We start from the raw sequence: 17,247 nt of genomic DNA on the forward strand, positions 1-17,247 counted from the left end.
TCGTTGATATATTTTGAGTTACGATAGATATAATTGAAAAATCGTTGATATATTGTAAGTTATGATAGATATATTCGAAAAATCGTTGATATAATTTCCTGTACTATCGCATTTTGAGGAGCATCTTTTTATTTACTTTTAAACATTATAACGTTATATTTACTTCTCCCTTTTTTTGTGCTACTCTAAATGTGTGAAAGAGATAAAGAAAAATGAAATTTTAATGTAAGCGTATTCTTATGGCTTCTTATAGAAAAGGGTGGAAGTACAATGACAGAACGATTCGTACTACGTAATGTGAAACGTGTGAACGGGGAAGAGATTGACATTGTAATTGAAAATAATAAAATTGCACAGGTGACGAAAGCTGGTGTTGGTGAGGGTGGAAAGGTTCTTGATTACTCTGGTACTTACGTATCGAGTGGCTGGATTGATTTGCACGTTCATGCTTTTCCAGAGTTTGATCCGTATGGCGATGAGGTGGACGAAATTGGCGTTAAGCAAGGGGTAACGACAATTGTTGATGCAGGTAGCTGCGGTGCTGATCGCATTGCAGATTTAGTAAAAAGTAGAGAGCAGGCAAAAACGAATTTATTTGCCTTTTTAAATATTTCTCGCATCGGTTTAAAACGAATTGATGAATTATCCAATATGGAATGGATAGATAAAGAGAAAGTAATAGAAGCAGTAGAAAAGTATAAAGATGTAATCGTTGGGTTAAAGGCGAGAATGAGTAAAAGTGTCGTTTGTGATAGTGGAATTGAACCACTTCATATAGCGCGTGATTTATCCCGTGAAACATCATTGCCAATTATGGTACATATCGGTTCAGCACCTCCTCGCATTGAGGAAGTTGTACCTCTTTTAGAAAAAGATGATGTCATTACACATTATTTAAACGGGAAAGAAAATAATTTATTTGATGAAGAAGGCAAACCGCTACCTGTGTTACTAGATGCAGTGAATCGCGGCGTACATTTAGATGTTGGTCATGGTAATGCTAGTTTTTCTTTTAAAGTAGCAGAAGCGGCGAAGCGTTACGGTATTGCGCTTAATACAATTAGTACAGATATTTACCGGAAGAACCGTATACACGGTCCAGTGTATAGTATGGCTCACGTTCTTTCGAAATTCCTTTACTTAGGTTATCCGCTAGAAGAAGTGATTGATGCGGTTACGAAAAATGCAGCAGAGTGGCTTAAGAAACCTGAGCTTGGCCGCATTCAAGAAGGCGATATTGCAAATTTAACTTTATTTACGGTGAAAGATGAGAAGGTTGCGTTAATTGATTCAGAAGGGGATCAGCGCATTGCTGAAAGAAGGATTGATACGAAAGGGGTTGTAATCAATGGGTCATTCATTGAATGCTAAGTATGGATTAAAAAGAGTGATTAATGCGAGCGGTAGAATGAGTATTTTAGGTGTATCCGCTCCGACAGATACAGTTATGGATGCAATGAAACATGGTGGACAAAATTATGTGGAAATTGCTGATTTAGTAGATAAAGCAGGAGACCATATTGCGAGAATTCTAGAGTCAGAGGCAGCGGTTGTTGTGAATTCAGCATCGAGTGGAATTGCGCTTTCTATCGCTGGTATCGTTACAGAAGGAAATCGCCGTAAAAGTGAAAGACTTCATCAAGAAGTAATCGCGAAAAACGAAGTGATTATGTTAAAGGGTCATAACGTTCAATACGGTGCCCCTGTTGAAACGATGATTTACTTAGGCGGCGGTAAACTTGTAGAAGTTGGCTATGCAAATGAAGGGAAAGCAGAGCATATTGAAGATGCGATTGGTGAAAATACAGCGGCGATTCTTTATGTGAAATCCCATCATGCAGTACAAAAAAATATGATTTCTGTTGAAGAAGCATGGGAAGTTGCGCAGCGAAATAACATCCCGCTTATCGTCGATGCGGCAGCTGAAGAAGACATTCAAAAATATGTGAAGTATGCAGACCTTGCCATTTATAGTGGTTCAAAGGCGATTGAAGGGCCTACTTCTGGTATTGTGGGCGGTAAAAGAAAGTATATTGAGTGGCTGAAAGTGCAATTACATTGCATCGGAAGAAGTATGAAGGTTGGGAAAGAAACAACATTTGGCTTACTTCAAGCGCTTGATGAGTACGGAGTAAAAGAAGATAAGAGCGAGCAAGAAAAAGAATTGTTACAAGTACTTATACCGCTAAAAGAATTAAACGGCGTAAATGTAACGATCGTTCAAGATGAAGCCGGAAGAGCAATCTTTAGAGCTCGTATTCATATTAACGAGACACAATTAAATAAATCAGCAAAAGATGTTGTGACAGCATTACGCGAAGGGGAAATTGCCATTTATACACGTGATTACGGAGTAAGACAAGGATTCTTTGATATCGATCCACGTCCACTTCAAGGTGATGACATACATGTGATTGAAGAAAAAATGAGAGAAATTGTAGGGGGAAACTAAAATGACAAACATTCAAAAACGTTTTTATAAAGGCCGCGTAGCATTAAATGTATTGGCAAACAATATAGAAAATGCGAAAGATATTTTTGAAGCAGCAGAAGGTTATGTAGTAGTGGGAGTGTTATCAAAAGACTACCCAACAGTAGAAGAAGCAGTTACGGCGATGAAAGCATACGGAAAAGAAATTGAGGATGCTGTATCAATCGGACTAGGAGCAGGAGATAATCGCCAAGCGGCAGTTGTGGCTGAAATTGCGAAGCATTATCCTGGTAGCCATATTAACCAAGTGTTCCCTTCAGTTGGAGCGACACGTGCAAATCTTGGCGAAAAAGATAGCTGGATTAATAGTTTAGTATCGCCAACAGGAAAAGTAGGTTACGTAAATATTTCTACTGGCCCAATTAGTGCGGCTGGAGAAGAAAAAGCAATCGTTCCAATTAAAACAGCGATCGCACTTGTACGTGATATGGGCGGAAATTCATTGAAGTACTTCCCGATGAAAGGGCTAGCTCATGAAGAAGAATATCGCGTAGTTGCGAAAGCTTGTGCGGAAGAAGGATTTGCATTAGAGCCAACGGGCGGAATTGATAAAGAAAACTTCGAAACAATTGTACGTATTGCGCTTGAAGCAAATGTAGAGCAAGTTATCCCGCATGTGTACTCTTCTATTATTGATAAAGAAACTGGTAATACGAAAACAGAAGATGTGCGTGAATTATTAGCAGTCGTGAAGAAGTTAGTTGATCAATATGCGTAAGAAAATTGCAGCATTCGGTGAAGTAATGATGCGCCTGCAAGTACCAGGATATGAATTATTGTCGCAAGCAAACACATTAAATTATTCATTTTCTGGTACAGGTGTGAATGTTGCAGCGGGGCTTTCTCATCTAGGGCATGAAGGGCTTCTTATCTCAACTTTACCGGAAAATTCGGTTGGAGATGCGGCATTATCATACATTCAAAAGTTAGGTGTGCAAACCCCGCTTGTTTCAAGGGGCGGCAAATATGTCGGCATGTACTTTTTAGAAAATGGATTTGGAGCACGTGCAAGCCGCGTTACGTATTCGAATCGATTAGAAAGTAGTTTCAATACGGCATGTGAAGAGATGTACCAATTTGAAGAAATTGCTAAGGAGATTGATATCGTTCATTTTTGCGGTATTACACTTGCGATGAATGATACTGTACGCCATCATATGAAGTCTTTAGCGAGAGCAGTTAAAGAAAACGGAGGAACCGTCGTTTTTGATTGCAATTATCGTCCATCACTTTGGGGAGAAGACGGATATGAACAGGCAAAGCCGCATTATGAAGAAATGCTGGGACTTGCTGATATTGTTATGATGAATGAAAAAGATGCAATGTTCGTTCTAGGAATGAAAACAGAAGAGACGGAGCGAGAGGCACAACTGATGGAGCTCATTCCAAAGGTAGCTGAAACGTATCATATTGCTACAATCGCTGGTACACATCGCTCTATTAACGGTGATAATACACATTCACTGCGCGGGTTTATATGTAAAGATGGAACGTTCACTTTTGCAAAAACACTTACGTTTTCTGTATATGATAGAATAGGTGCTGGAGATGCTTATACGAGCGGGATTATTCATGGCGAGATAGAAGAGTTTGCACCAGAGAAAGCTGTTTCATTTGCGTCAGCAGCTGGCATGCTTGCACATACAATCGTCGGTGATACGCCAATGTCATCAGAGAAGGATATACTTCGGGCAATGACGGCATCAGTAGGTGATGTAGAAAGGTAGTGGGTGTAACGGTGAACGTAACGAGAAAAAAAGGACCATTATATTTACAAATAAAAAATATTATTCGTGATCGAATATTGCATGGTGTATATGCGATTCATACGAATATTCCTTCAGAACCACAATTAGAGGAAGAGTTCAAAGTGAGTAAAATTACAGTACGTAATGCGATTAAAGAACTCGCTCAAGAAGGATATTTGGAAAAGAAGAGCGGTAAAGGAACGAAAGTCATCCGTAATACTTCTGCGACAAAACTGTCAAAGGGTAAGAAATTTACTGAAGTGTTAGTGGAAGAAGGATATAAAGTACAAAAGAAATTGCTAAAGGCAGAAGTCGTTCATAATGAAGAAGGAACAGTGCCATTTCGCTTATTCGGTAAAGAGAGTTTTCGTATTGAACGTTTATATACGTTAAATGATGCGCCATATATTCATTATACGCACTATTTCTCAGCGAAAATGGCAAGTACAGACTTATCGGACTTTGATTTACAATCACTTTACGATTTAGTCGAAGACCGAGGTATACATTTAGAAAACTTCAGAGATGAATTCGCAGTTGGACTTGCGCCCAGTTTCGTTGCAGAATCGTTAGGTGAAAAAGAGGGGACAGCGTTATTAAAACGTATGCGCTATTCTTACGATGAAGTTGGCGAAGTAATTGAATATAGCGAAGGCTACTACAATACAGAAATGCAGCATTATGTCGTGAATTATGACGTATAAAAAAGAGGGGATTTTCCCTCTTTTTTTATAAAAGTAAGGGGAATGAGAGATGGATATATACTTATTAATCGTCACGTTACTTGCGATCGCAATTGTCATTTTAGGGGTATCATGGTGGAAATGGCATGCATTTATTAGTTTAACAGTTGCTAGTTTATTTTTAGCTATTATGTCTGGACTGAACTTAACGAAAATAGTGGCTGCCTATGAAACTGGTGTTGGTAGTGTATTAGGGCATTTAGTTGGCATTTTGGCTCTCGGAACTATCTTAGGGAAAATGATGTCTGATTCAGGGGCAGGCATGCAAGTTGCAGATTTCTTTATTCGATTTTTCGGCGTAAAAAAATTACCTTGGGCTATGTTATTTGCAGGGTTTGTTATAGGGATTCCAGTCTTTTTTGAAGTGGGGATCGTCATTTTATTACCACTTGTTATTTCCATTCGAAAAACGACGAAGCAAAATATATTGTTAATTGCGTTACCTGTTATTGCTGGATTATCGATTGTGCATGGGCTAGTGCCTCCGCATCCAGGTGCGATGACTGCAATCGGGATTTATAACGCGAACTTAGGAAAAGTACTTTTATATTCATTAATTATCGCGTTACCAACAGCCATCATCGCAGGGCCGATATTTGCGAAGTGGGTACATAAGAGGGTTATACCTGAAAATGAACCGGAGCTTGTTCGAGTTACGACTGTATCAACCGATTTACCAAGTCGTAAAGTTTCGTTTTTTATTATTTTACTGCCAGTCGTGTTAATGATTTTATCAGTAGTTGCACCGTATATTTCTTTACCAATAAAAATAACTGAATTTTTTGTCTTTATAGGAAGTCCAGTAATCGCTTTACTTATTTCATGTTTTGCAGCATTTTATTTACTTGGCATCAAACAAGGAATTAATAAAAAGATGATAAAAAAATTAACAGATGAAAGTTTACTACCTGTAGGCTCAATTATTTTAATAATTGGTGCAGGTGGTGGGTTTAAACAAATATTAATTGAAAGTGGAGTTGGAACGGCGATTGCGCAAATGGCAGAACATATATCGTTATCACCAATCGTCTTAGCTTTCATGGTAGCTGGATTAATTCGAATAGCGACCGGATCAGCTACAGTAGCATTAACGACAGCAGCAGGAATTGTTTCACCAGTTATTCAGCACATGTCTGGTGTAAATTTAGAATTGCTCGTTATAGCAACCGGTGCAGGTTCACTAATGTTTTCTCACGTAAATGATGCAGGCTTCTGGCTTGTAAAAGAGTATTTAGGTTTGACGGTGAAGGAAACGTTTAAAACGTGGACGGTGCTGGAAACATTGTTATCATTTATTGCATTCGGTTTTGCCCTTGTGTTGAATATGTTTCTTTAAAAGATACCTGAATAGGTATCTTTTTTTTGATGAAGCCCAATTGCCAAAACAAGCCCGTTTTTAAGTAAGCCAAGCTTCCTATTCGCCCTGAAAACATACTATAAATGGAATCCCCTCATTTAGAGCAAGGTGAACTTGTTATGAATGATACTAAAGGAGGAATAGAGTAATGAGCGAAAAGTGTGAACACAGACATGATGATTGTAACCGCAGACATGGGTGCGGCGGCGGTTTTGCGCTTCTAATCGTATTGTTTATTTTATTAATCATCATCGGTGCTAGCTGCTTCGGCGGAGGCAGCGGTTGTGGTTATGGTGGTTACGGCGGTTATGCAGGCGGCTATGGTGGATATTGCTGCTAATTAAAAACTATTGAAAATGGCCTTGTGCGTATTGCACAAGGCCATTTTATTCACGTTTTAATATGCTGTGATAATTTATTAATGTACAGAGAGCGAATTAAGAAGAAGAAAATGATCTCGATAATCCCGAATAACGTAAGTATAATGAGTAGTTCTTTTAATAAAGAGAAAGAAAACATGCTTTGTAAAAACTGAATCGCAAATACTGTATGAATACCAGCGACGATATAAGGAATGAAAAATAAAATCCCTAATTGAATCGTTGCAGAACGAAACATTTCTGATTCTGTTAAGCCGAGTTTCGTAATCGTAATGTACTTTTGTTTTTCAGTTGTTAAGTCGTTATACATACGGAAATATAAAACACTAGCTGCTCCGATAAAGAAAATAAAGCCGAGAAATGTCCAAATAAAGAAAGTAGCAATTGAATTTCCTTTACTGTATTTTAGGTCATCAGTCGCTGTATAAATATCAAATGGTGTACGCAGATCAGGTTCAGCATCTTTATGTGCCTCATAGAAGCTATCTGTATCATTCCTAATATGTTTTAATATATTTTTCGTCGGAGTAATTGCATTTTCCCAGTTTTCAACGAAGTAGTTATACACTATGGTTGTTTCAATATGAGGAATCATATTATTAAATACATCATCTTGTACAACCATTAAATATGGGAATGCGAAGGCTGGTTCAATCGCTTTATTAATAAATCCTTTAATATGAAATTCCTTTTTATTAGATCCGATTGTAATTGTATTTTGTTTTGCAAATGGATTTGATACAAGATTTAAGAGCTCTGGCGAATACCGAGAAATAATATAAACTTGTGTAGAATTAAGAGTTATTTCTGGTCTCTTTAATTGTTTCGCAAGCGTGTTATAGTCACTCATTTTCATAAGAGTAATGTCTTCTTTTAAACTTGTATCTTTTAACATTATAGATTTATGTTTGTTGTATTGAAAATTAGCATTTGTAAGCTCGGTTTCAATTGTAGCAATGTGCTTTTGTTCAAGTGAATTTCCCTCTTTAGACGTATATGTGAAGGGAAAAGGATATCGTTCTAATATCATTGCTTTCGTATTATTATTAGTAGCAAATAGCGCAATAATAATGGTAAATGCAAGTGCAGATAGCATAGAAACGATAAAGAGCACATTAATATTACTACGAGTACGGCTAGCTAAATCTGAAATCCATAACATGTTTATTTGTTTCATATAAAATTTTCTCCGCTTTTTTAAAATAAAGATAAAGAGAAGAAATGTTTGTGAAAAGAATAAATATGTCCCGATTACTACGAGTGGCAAAATGGATAATATGATAAAGAATACAGATCCATTTTGTGTATTTGATTCTGTTACGTAGCTTTTGGGAAATCCTGCAATATAATAGCACAGCCCTAAACAAATTAAGGCAAACAATGAAATGAGTATAGAAGGTCTTTTTTCACTTTTTTCATTTTTATTATTTTTAATTAATCGAGTTGTTTTACGGGTACCAATGAACATAGGTGTAAATGTAGATACGATGAGAAATAAAATAATAAAAGTTATTGTTGTAACGATGATTGCTTGTGTAGGCCAATATAAATATAACCCTTCAGCACCCGTTAGCTTAGAAGTAACTAATAAGAAAAAATTAGAAAAAACAAGACCACCTTGAATACCAGCAAAGATAGCTAGTATTCCAATGATCATATTCTCTGTAAACAATAGTCGTTTTAGTTGTTTTTGAGATATACCGAGAACAGTTAAAACTCCGAATTGTTGTTTTCGTACATTTAAAAATGTACCGATAGAATATAGGAGAAAGAAGAACGAGAACAAGACGATAACAAACTGTGCCATGCCAGCTAAGTTCATGAGCGGATCTTGTTCATGCAATTGATTCATAATTTGTAACCGCGGATGATACGCATATACAGTAAATGAAAAGAAAACCATAATAGAAAAAGCACTACTTACAAAATAAGCGAAATATGCTTTAGAATTACGCGAGACATTTTTAAATGCGAATTGCCAAAATGTCATCCACGTCTTCCTCCTAATAATGCTAGGACATCTAATATTTCTTGATAAAACTTCTCGCGATACAATCCGCGGTGTAGTTCATTGTAAAGCTCTCCATCTTTAATGAAAATAACACGGTTACAATAACTTGCTGCAAACGGATCATGCGTAACCATTAAAATCGTTGCCTCTTCTTCTTTGTTTAATTTCGTAAATAATTCCATTACATCAATCGCTGCTTTTGAATCTAAGTTTCCTGTTGGTTCATCCGCAAGTAAAAGAGACGGATGATGAATGACAGCACGTGCTACCGCAGTACGCTGTGCTTGTCCTCCTGAAACTTCAAAAATACGTTTGTCCAAAATATGATCAATTCCAAGTTTCTTTGAAATGTTATCGAGCTGTTCGTCCATTTCTTTTAAAGGAACATTATCTAACGTTAAAGGTAATACGATATTTTCTCCAATCGTTAACGTATCTAATAGGTTAAAGTTTTGGAAAACAAATCCTAATTCTTGACGGCGGAAAATTGCTAATTTTTCTCTACGAAATGTATGAGGTTGTTTGCCGTTAATTACGACTTCTCCAGAAGTAGGGGAATCAATTGTAGAAATAACGTTTAAAAACGTAGATTTACCACTTCCAGAAGGCCCCATAATTGCGACGAATTCACCTTTATCCACGTGTAAATTTATATTTTTTAAAGCGGTATGAGGGACTTTCCCTTCATACACTTTTGAGACGTTTTTTATGTGTAATACTTCTTCCATAATAATCACCTTTCTATTTTTAAAACTTAATATGTTGTGATAATTTTTGCATATAAAAGGAACGAATTAAAAGGAAAAAGAGAATTTCAACCGTTCCAAAAATCATAAGTACGACTGTAATTTCAGCGAAGAACGAGAGATGTAATATCTCTTGTAGCATCTTTGTCGCAAACATCGTATGGATGGATGCCATAATGTAAGGAACAAAGAATAAAATAGCAAGTTGAATTGTCGCTGAACGTTTCATCTCGGCTTCTGTTAATCCAATCTTTGTAATCGTTATATACTTTTCTTGCTCATTTGTTAAATCTGTATACATTCGGAAATACAGAACACTGCCCGCACCGATGAAGAAAATAACACCAAGAAAAGTTCCGATTAAGAAGAATGAAGCAACGTTTAGTTTCGTGTTGTATAAAGAGTCACTTGCTTCACTTGCGTGGAACGGTGGGTGCTCTGCTTGAATAGCTGCATTGTCGTTATCGATTTTTGTTATAAATGCTGAACCAATATTATGTGCTTCTTCCCAATCGTTAACTTTAAAGTTATATACACTCATCTGTTTTGAAACGGTGGATAATGTTTCTACATTTTCATCAGATAGTATGAGCAATTGGTATATTAAGCTGTCTGGGAATGGGTTATAACTTTTATATTCTTTCACGTGTAGTTGTAAATTGTTTTGAGCAAGTGTAAGAGTATTTTTCTTTTCTTTAGTATGAATTGTTCCAACAACTTGATCGTCTAAGTCTTTCATAAGAATATAAGATTCATTCTTATTCACCGAGAGAGTTTCCCAATTTAACGCCTTAGCAAGTACATTATAGTCACTTTGTTTAATGGCATAATAGAGCTGCGCGTTATCTTCAGCTGAAGATACTTCATATATGTCTGTTTTAAATTTTGTATAAGTAAAGTGCTCTTCATTAAATTTTTGCTCTAACCAGTTTAAATGTTCATCAGCTAACGTATTTTCAGTATGTGATAAATACGTAAAAGGGAAAGGGTTTTGCCTAATCGCATCAAACTTTGTAAATTTCCCGAATCCATATAAGAATGTAATCATTGTAAAAGCGAGCGTTGATAGCATCGCTACTATAAATAGCATATTAATATTTGTTCGAATGCGCGTTGCTAAATCAGAAATCCAAAGCATATTAATTCGTTTCATATAAAACTTTCTTCGCGTTTTTAATATACGAATAAGTAAAAAACTAATCTGTGAAAAGAAAAAATATGTTCCGGCTGCAATAAGCGATGGGATGACAAATATACTAGAGACGGCATATAAAAGCCCAATGATGTCACCTAGCGACATAAAATACAGCGGATTTGCGGCTAACGCATATCCACATATTAAACACATCGCACCAAATAGAGAGATGAGAACGGATGCTTTTCTTTCTTTTTGTTTTGTTCCTTCTTTTAAAAGACGTACGGCTTTTCTCGTACGAATGAGCATTGGTGTAAAAGATGATACGAGAATGAAGAGCCCAAGAAAGGTGATGATAGTTAAAACGATAGCACTTGTAGGCCCATATAAATATAAACCAGGTACGTGTGTAATTTTGGCGGTAACTAATAAAAAGAACTGTGAAAAGACAACCCCAAGTTGAATGCCAAAAAATATAGAAAGAACACCAATCAGCATATTTTCTATAAATATGAGTCGCTTTAATTGTTTTTGAGATATACCAAGTACTGTTAAAATCCCAAATTGTTTTTTACGAACCTTTAAAAATGTACCAATTGAATAGAGTAAAAAGAAAAATGAAAAGAACACAATGACAACTTCTGAAATTGTCATTAATATGTTCAGAGCATAATTCACGTCTGTCATATGCAATTTAGGATGAAATAAATAAACTGCAAATGAGAAAAAAATAGCAATGGAAAACGCACTGCTTACAAAATAGGCGAAATAAGCTCTGGCGTTTCTTGTTACGTTTTTAAAGGCAAACTGCCAAAAAGTCATTCACCTAAACCTCCTAATAGAGTGAAGAGGAAAAGGATATAAGAGGTATCCTTTTCCTGTACTAATATATTTATAAAACTTAACCATTCGTATACTCTGATAACTTTTGCATGTAAAAGGAGCGAATGAATAAGAAAAAGATGACTTCAACTACGCCAAAAATAATAAGAACTGCTGAAATTTCTTTGAATAGTGATAAATTAATTACATCTTGGAGCATTTTTGTTGCGAACATTGTATGAATGGACGCCATAACGTACGGAACAAAAAATAAAATGCTAAGTTGAATGGTTGCAGATCTTTTCATCTCTGCATCTGTTACACCAATTTTTGAAATTGCTACATATTTTTCTTGTTCGTTCGTTAAATCTGTATACATTCTGAAGTAAAGAACGCTACCGGCTCCAATAAAGAAAATGACACCTAAGAATGTCCCGATTAGGAAGTATGCGGCACTTCCTGATGTGATTCTATATAATGAGCCTGCTGATTCATAGGAGCGTATAAGGGGTCCTTCGTATTGGAATTCCTGTCGATCTCTTTGTATTTTTTTCATAAAATTATCAGCAATTTCATACGTCTTTTCCCAGTTTTGTACGTTATAATTGTACGCTGCTACATGCTTTGTTGTATTTGGTAAGTTGTTTACAACAGCGTCAGGTAAAATTAAAGTTTGATATGAAAAGTCAGAGGGAATGGCCCCTACTTGTTCATAGCCCTTTACTTGTAATATCGTATTTGTGCTAGAAAGTGTAATGGATTTTCTATTGAAGCTTGGCTCAAATTGGCTGAATAAGGTGAAATAAGCGCCACCGCTTAAGACATATGCTTCGTTATCGCTCATGAATAGTTGTTTCATTCGCAGGGGAGCTGCGAGTTTGTTATAGTCACTTTGTTTCATGGCATAGATGTCATTGTAAGTTGTTATACCTTCATCTTCTTTCAATGGTGTTTCATATAAATCAGCTTTGATCTTTTTATAAGAGAAATTTTCTTTTTGTAACTGCTGTTCAAGCCAAGTTAAATGCTCGTTAGCAAAAGGATTTGCGTCATATGAAAAATAAGAAAATGGAAAAGGTGAAGTTCTCGCAACATCTAGCTTTGTAAACTTTCCGAATCCATATAGGAACGTAATCATTGTGAAAGCAATTGTAGATAGCATCGCTACAATAAAAAGCATATTGATATTCGTTCGAATACGACTTGCTAAATCCGAAATCCAAAGCATATTAATTCGTTTCATATAAAACTTTCTTCTTTTCTTTAAAATATAAATAAGTAAGAAACTAATTTGAGAAAAGAAAAAATAGGTCCCAATTGTAACAAGTGCTGGAATCACAAAAACACTCGAAACCATATAGATAACGCCTACTTGCGTGTTTATTGAGAAGAAATATTTAGGGTTTGCAGCTAAAATATAACCACCTAATAAACAGATAGCACCAAATAGAGAGATAAATATGGATGGTTTTCTTTCCTTTTGTTTCCCACCATTCGTTTTTAAAAGGTTTACCGTCTTTTTCGTACGAATTAGCATGGGTGTAAATGAAGATACAGCGATAAAGAGACCAAGAAACACAATTGTTGTTAAAATGAAAGCATTCGTAGGGGGATATAAATATATCCCTGGTAGATGTGTAATTTTCGCTGTCACTAATAAGAAAAACTGCGAAAAAACAAGCCCAAACTGCATACCGAAAAAGATAGATAAAATACCAATTAACATATTTTCAGTGAAAACGAGTCGATGTAATTGCTTTTTTGATATACCTAAAATAGTTAAAATTCCAAATTGCTTTTTACGAACTTTTAAAAACGATCCGATTGAATAGAGTAGAAAAAAGAACGAGAACAAAACAATAACAACTTCTGAAAAAATCATTAATCCTGAAATTTCAGAGATCATAGTGGGATTTTGTAATTTCGGATGAAACAAATAAACAGCAAACGAAAAGAACACAGCAATGGAAAAGGAACTACTTACAAAGTAAGCAAAATAAGCTCTCGAGTTGCGCGTGACGTTTTTAAATGCAAATTGCCAAAATGTCATAGATTATACCTCCGGTTAGAAGATATAGAAGTAGTTGTATTGCAAAAAATGTATGAGAGTGAGTTCTCATACATTTTGCTAGCATATGTTCTGATCATGCTTCAGTCACCTTCTCTACATTCTCTGCTTGATTATTCGCAGCATTGTGGAAGATGATTTTAATCGTCGTTCCTTTACCAACTTCAGAATCTAGTTTGACAGAGTGACCTAAATAATCACAAATTTTACTTACAATATAAAGCCCCATACCGGTAGATTCTCCGAATGTACGACCGTTTTTCCCAGTGTAGAATGGTTCAAATACTCTTCGAATATCTTCTTGCGGAATACCAACGCCTTCATCGCGAACTTCTAGAATAATGTCTTTTCCATTTCGATAAGCGGATAAGAACACTTTCTTTCCACGCTCACCAGAGTAACGGACTGCATTTGTCATTAACTGATAGATAATAAATTTTAGCCATTTCGCATCAGAAGCAACCTTTAGATCAGAATGTACTTCTAAAACAGGGAAGACGCCATTACGAATAAATAGTTCTTTTAATCCATTAATATTTTTTGTTACCGTATCTTTTAATGAAATCGTCTCAACATGGAAATCTTCATGGAAGTTATTTAACCTGGCCATGTATAAAGCCATATCAAGTCCTTGGTTTAGACGCTCTAACTCTTTTTTGAATTTCGGAATTAAATGTTCGTCTTCCATTTCCAGTACCATAAGCTGCATAACAGAAACAGGTGTCTTCATTTGGTGTACCCAATGGTTAATGAACAATTGATGTTCCTGTTGTTTTACTTCATACGATTGTAGTTCTTTTTGGAAGAGACGGTATTGCGTACGCACGAGTTCATTTACACCGTGAGGCATCGGAGCGGTTGCTCTTTCAATAAACGCATCTTCCATTTTTTCTGGCTGCTCACTTAATCTATGATACATTCTACGGTTACGAACGTAACGATAAGCGAGGAAACAAATAAATAAGTATAAGCTTAAAACGATGAAGTAAAATTTATTATTTTGAAATCCATCTACTGCATCATAGAGAACGAAAATGATACCGAAGTTTAATACGTACAGTAGAAAAAATGTAAAATGATCACGTAAAAATAGCTTCATGCTTATTCACTCCAAGTTGCGTTAAAACGATACCCAAGCCCACGTACTGTTTCAATAGCATTTTCAATACCAAGCTCATTGAACTTTTTACGAAGACGCGTGATGTTTACGTTTAATGTATTTTCCTCAACGAAGCTCTCATCATCCCAAAGAGCAGCTAATAAATCTTCACGGCTCGCTGTACGAGGGAATTTAGATAATAACATTTCGGCTAAAATTGCTTCTTTCTTCGTTAAAAGAACTTGTTCAGATCCGAAGTGAATTTCTGGACGTTCAGGGAATAGTTTTAAACCTTCTACTTCAACGATACGTTCAGAAATATTTGGTGCATAGTCACCGTAAATGCGGCGCAATTGACCTTTAATTTTTGCCATTACAACGTCGTAGTGGAACGGTTTCGTAATATAATCATCCGCACCGCTTTCAATCGCCATAATTTGTTCCATCTCACCAGCACGCGCTGAAATGAAAATAATTGGACAAGTAGATTCATGACGAATTTGACGGCACCAGTAGAATCCATCGAATTTCGGTAAGTTTACATCAAGTAAAACAAGGTGTGGCTTCACGGCGTTAAACGATTCCATAATATCATCAAAGTTTTCAGTAACAACAGCGTCGTACCCGTATTTTTGAATGTGAGATTGCAGTAATGATGAAATATTTGGATCGTCTTCAACGATTAAAATTTTATACATATGTATATTCCTCCTCAAAAAAACAATTGTAGCTATAGTGTACCATGTGTTTCACGTCTTTTCATTATGTTGAAATATAAGCTAGTTAACAGTATAGGTTAAAAGTGAGAAAAGTAAAAAGTATTATAGAGATAATTGAATTTATTTTCCTTTTAAATAGATGAAATGAATAAAAAATAATATATTTTTTATGAAATTTGGAACTTTATTTTGCTTACTCTCCAATATATAGTGAGAACATCGTTAAGGAGGGGGCACTACTTGGTAAGTAATGAGGATATACATATCTGGATAGAACGTTTATTAAAAGGTGATGAGGAGGCTTTTGAATTTATATTTGATTTAACGAGTCAGAGAATATATGAAACTGTCTTCGCTATAGTTAAAAATCGGCATGATACAAATGAAATCGTAAATGAAGTTTACTTTCAACTTTGGAAATCTATTTCAACATATGATCAATCTAGACCGTTTTTATTTTGGTTGAATGGAATTGTTTACAAACAGATTAGTCAGTGGAGAAAAAATATATGGAAGAGGATGCGCTTATTTGAAAAACAACAATTAAGTGATAATCCAGTTGTAGACGTTCCCGAAAAAGTATTATTAAGAAAAGAAACAGAAGAGCAGTTATTAACGGTGATACAAGAACTTCCATTTAAATTTAGAATAGTAATCGTGTATCGCTTTTACCACGATTATACGTATGAAGAAATTGCAGAACTATTACAAATCCCTATAGGTACAGTGAGGTCTAGAATTCACAGAGCGTTAGAAAAAATTCGGAATCAATCTAGTATAGAAATAGATGAGGAGGAATCTAATTCAAATGTCGTTTTCAAATGAATTTAAAAAAGCAATGAAACAAGAGGTCCCTAAAGAAGTTAAAGAGCATGCTTATCAATCCTTTAGTCAAATGTATAAAAAAGATAGCAAAAAGAAAACGAAAAAGAAATTATTAATAGCGGGTTTAATAGCGGCTGTCGTTATACCGACGAGTACAATGGCATTAAACAATTCTTATTTTGTAAAACCGGAAGTAAAATTAAATGACATGATTAATGATCAAGTTAAAAAGGATGCTGCAGATGGAAAGTCTATACAGCTAAATGAAAATATAGTCGATAATGGTATTACTCTTCATATAAAAGAAATATTAATTCAAGATGCCAAAATACTTGTTTATTATCGTTTTGAACAACAAGATGGTTCGCTCGTTCCATATGAATTTAATACAACTGGGCTTGATATTAAATCTGATGGTAAAGAAGACGGGAAACAAGTAGAGAGTCCACATTATGAAAATAAGAAATTTAATGCTGTGCAATATTTGCATTTTCTTAGTAACACTCATATCGATAATTATCAAAAAGATCGTATTGGTAATCCTGATGCACCAGAGGCAAGTACTTTTTACTTAAGTGATGAAGCAGGAAAGAGCTTTGAAACGGCATACGCTAATCACGACAAACCAGAGGGAGTAGCGGTTTTTGAAACGTTAGAAGGTGAAAAATTCCCAGACTTCTTATCTGTACATATTAATATTAACAGAATTGGAGGAACGGAAGGAACTTGGACAACGAAAATTCCAGTGGACATGGCGCATAAAACTGTCCAAAAGGACTCTACAAAGAATGGATGAGTTCTTATTATAGTTAATAGAATCCAAACTAGGTGTGTGAAAGCATGATTAGTTATTGGTTAAATGAATTCGGAACGATAGTAGGTATGTCCTTTATTATAAGTTTGATAATCTTTTGGATTTCTTCGTTTGTTAATAAAATGATAAAATTTAAATAAAAGAAGCTCTTCCTTTGGTTAGAAGAGCTTCTTTTATTTTGTATCCCTCGTATTTCTTTCATCTTTACAGTTTTACTCTATAAAGTAATTAATGTAGGTTAAAAGTGGAAAAAGTAAAAAGGGCCTTACATATTATTGACAATTAACTG

15 protein-coding genes are annotated in these 17,247 nt (G+C 35.4%); 9 read left to right on the forward strand and 6 right to left on the reverse strand.

The genetic code is table 11. The annotated features are described in order from the left end of the window. Positions 1-270: 270 nt before the first annotated feature. From JDS95_RS18440 to JDS95_RS18470, 7 genes are all read left to right on the forward strand, one after another. Positions 271-1,371: an amidohydrolase/deacetylase family metallohydrolase gene (locus JDS95_RS18440; protein ID WP_085450514.1), complete on the forward strand. Its 1,101-nt coding sequence runs from the start codon at positions 271-273 to the stop codon at positions 1,369-1,371. After that, the gene (locus JDS95_RS18445) at positions 1,349-2,452 is read left to right on the forward strand and encodes a DgaE family pyridoxal phosphate-dependent ammonia lyase (protein ID WP_000510119.1); all 1,104 of its coding nucleotides are present in this window, start codon (positions 1,349-1,351) and stop codon (positions 2,450-2,452) included. Before JDS95_RS18440 ends, JDS95_RS18445 begins: the two co-directional genes overlap by 23 nt. Position 2,453: 1 nt before the next feature. Further along, complete coding sequence (gene dagF / locus JDS95_RS18450) at positions 2,454-3,209, forward strand: 2-dehydro-3-deoxy-phosphogluconate aldolase (protein WP_000181925.1); 756 nt, start codon at positions 2,454-2,456, stop codon at positions 3,207-3,209. Then, positions 3,202-4,218 carry a sugar kinase gene (locus tag JDS95_RS18455; RefSeq protein WP_144467212.1) on the forward strand — a complete coding sequence of 339 codons (1,017 nt, stop codon included), beginning with the start codon at positions 3,202-3,204 and terminating at the stop codon, positions 4,216-4,218. Before dagF ends, JDS95_RS18455 begins: the two co-directional genes overlap by 8 nt. Then, the gene (locus JDS95_RS18460; RefSeq protein ID WP_000539290.1) at positions 4,218-4,943 is read left to right on the forward strand and encodes a GntR family transcriptional regulator; all 726 of its coding nucleotides are present in this window, start codon (positions 4,218-4,220) and stop codon (positions 4,941-4,943) included. Before JDS95_RS18455 ends, JDS95_RS18460 begins: the two co-directional genes overlap by 1 nt. Positions 4,944-4,992: 49 nt before the next feature. Continuing rightward, on the forward strand, positions 4,993-6,318 hold the full coding sequence (gene gntP / locus JDS95_RS18465; protein WP_085450518.1) for a gluconate permease GntP: 1,326 nt from the start codon (positions 4,993-4,995) through the stop codon (positions 6,316-6,318). A gap of 169 nt (positions 6,319-6,487) precedes the next feature. Next, positions 6,488-6,679, forward strand: a complete 192-nt coding sequence (locus JDS95_RS18470) for a YjcZ family sporulation protein (RefSeq protein WP_001290400.1) — start codon at positions 6,488-6,490, stop codon at positions 6,677-6,679. Positions 6,680-6,729: 50 nt separating this feature from the next. Here JDS95_RS18470 and JDS95_RS18475 read toward each other — a convergent pair whose 3' ends face one another. The 6 genes from JDS95_RS18475 to JDS95_RS18500 all read right to left on the reverse strand — a co-directional run bounded on the left by JDS95_RS18475 (position 6,730) and on the right by JDS95_RS18500 (position 15,298). Beyond that, complete coding sequence (locus JDS95_RS18475; RefSeq protein ID WP_085450519.1) at positions 6,730-8,709, reverse strand: FtsX-like permease family protein; 1,980 nt, start codon at positions 8,707-8,709, stop codon at positions 6,730-6,732. Beyond that, a complete protein-coding gene (locus tag JDS95_RS18480; protein WP_000393257.1) occupies positions 8,706-9,458 on the reverse strand; it encodes an ABC transporter ATP-binding protein in 753 nt (250 codons plus the stop codon). The genes JDS95_RS18475 and JDS95_RS18480 overlap by 4 nt, the downstream gene beginning before the upstream one ends. A gap of 19 nt (positions 9,459-9,477) precedes the next feature. Continuing rightward, positions 9,478-11,433, reverse strand: a complete 1,956-nt coding sequence (locus JDS95_RS18485; protein ID WP_000144994.1) for an FtsX-like permease family protein — start codon at positions 11,431-11,433, stop codon at positions 9,478-9,480. Positions 11,434-11,512: 79 nt separating this feature from the next. Further along, positions 11,513-13,483, reverse strand: a complete 1,971-nt coding sequence (locus JDS95_RS18490; RefSeq protein WP_000145078.1) for an FtsX-like permease family protein — start codon at positions 13,481-13,483, stop codon at positions 11,513-11,515. A 94-nt stretch (positions 13,484-13,577) separates the two neighbouring features. Then, entirely contained in the window at positions 13,578-14,600 is a 1,023-nt protein-coding gene (locus JDS95_RS18495) for a sensor histidine kinase (protein WP_000765358.1), read from the reverse strand. A 2-nt stretch (positions 14,601-14,602) separates the two neighbouring features. Further along, a complete protein-coding gene (locus tag JDS95_RS18500; protein ID WP_000276732.1) occupies positions 14,603-15,298 on the reverse strand; it encodes a response regulator transcription factor in 696 nt (231 codons plus the stop codon). Between the two features lie 261 nt (positions 15,299-15,559). Here JDS95_RS18500 and JDS95_RS18505 point away from each other — a divergent pair, with 261 nt between their 5' ends. Both JDS95_RS18505 and JDS95_RS18510 read left to right on the forward strand, forming a co-directional pair. After that, positions 15,560-16,144, forward strand: coding sequence for a sigma-70 family RNA polymerase sigma factor (locus JDS95_RS18505; protein ID WP_000254380.1), 585 nt, complete (start codon positions 15,560-15,562; stop codon positions 16,142-16,144). Continuing rightward, positions 16,128-16,940: a DUF4179 domain-containing protein gene (locus tag JDS95_RS18510; protein WP_000010525.1), complete on the forward strand. Its 813-nt coding sequence runs from the start codon at positions 16,128-16,130 to the stop codon at positions 16,938-16,940. Before JDS95_RS18505 ends, JDS95_RS18510 begins: the two co-directional genes overlap by 17 nt. Positions 16,941-17,247: the final 307 nt, after the last annotated feature.

Source organism: Bacillus cereus group sp. N24, from assembly GCF_016483345.1.
Classification (GTDB): domain Bacteria; phylum Bacillota; class Bacilli; order Bacillales; family Bacillaceae_G; genus Bacillus_A; species Bacillus_A toyonensis.

Bases quoted from the DNA above. Each gene is read 5' to 3' on its own strand.
- JDS95_RS18500 (WP_000276732.1), bottom strand. From the start codon at position 15,298: ATGTATAAAATTTTAATCGTTGAAGACGATCCAAATATTTCATCATTA.
- JDS95_RS18510 (WP_000010525.1), top strand. From the start codon at position 16,128: ATGTCGTTTTCAAATGAATTTAAAAAAGCAATGAAACAAGAGGTCCCT.
- JDS95_RS18475 (WP_085450519.1), bottom strand. From the start codon at position 8,709: ATGACATTTTGGCAATTCGCATTTAAAAATGTCTCGCGTAATTCTAAA.
- JDS95_RS18495 (WP_000765358.1), bottom strand. From the start codon at position 14,600: ATGAAGCTATTTTTACGTGATCATTTTACATTTTTTCTACTGTACGTA.
- JDS95_RS18470 (WP_001290400.1), top strand. From the start codon at position 6,488: ATGAGCGAAAAGTGTGAACACAGACATGATGATTGTAACCGCAGACAT.
- JDS95_RS18485 (WP_000144994.1), bottom strand. From the start codon at position 11,433: ATGACTTTTTGGCAGTTTGCCTTTAAAAACGTAACAAGAAACGCCAGA.
- JDS95_RS18480 (WP_000393257.1), bottom strand. From the start codon at position 9,458: ATGGAAGAAGTATTACACATAAAAAACGTCTCAAAAGTGTATGAAGGG.
- JDS95_RS18490 (WP_000145078.1), bottom strand. From the start codon at position 13,483: ATGACATTTTGGCAATTTGCATTTAAAAACGTCACGCGCAACTCGAGA.
- JDS95_RS18445 (WP_000510119.1), top strand. From the start codon at position 1,349: ATGGGTCATTCATTGAATGCTAAGTATGGATTAAAAAGAGTGATTAAT.
- JDS95_RS18455 (WP_144467212.1), top strand. From the start codon at position 3,202: ATGCGTAAGAAAATTGCAGCATTCGGTGAAGTAATGATGCGCCTGCAA.
- dagF (WP_000181925.1), top strand. From the start codon at position 2,454: ATGACAAACATTCAAAAACGTTTTTATAAAGGCCGCGTAGCATTAAAT.
- gntP (WP_085450518.1), top strand. From the start codon at position 4,993: ATGGATATATACTTATTAATCGTCACGTTACTTGCGATCGCAATTGTC.
- JDS95_RS18440 (WP_085450514.1), top strand. From the start codon at position 271: ATGACAGAACGATTCGTACTACGTAATGTGAAACGTGTGAACGGGGAA.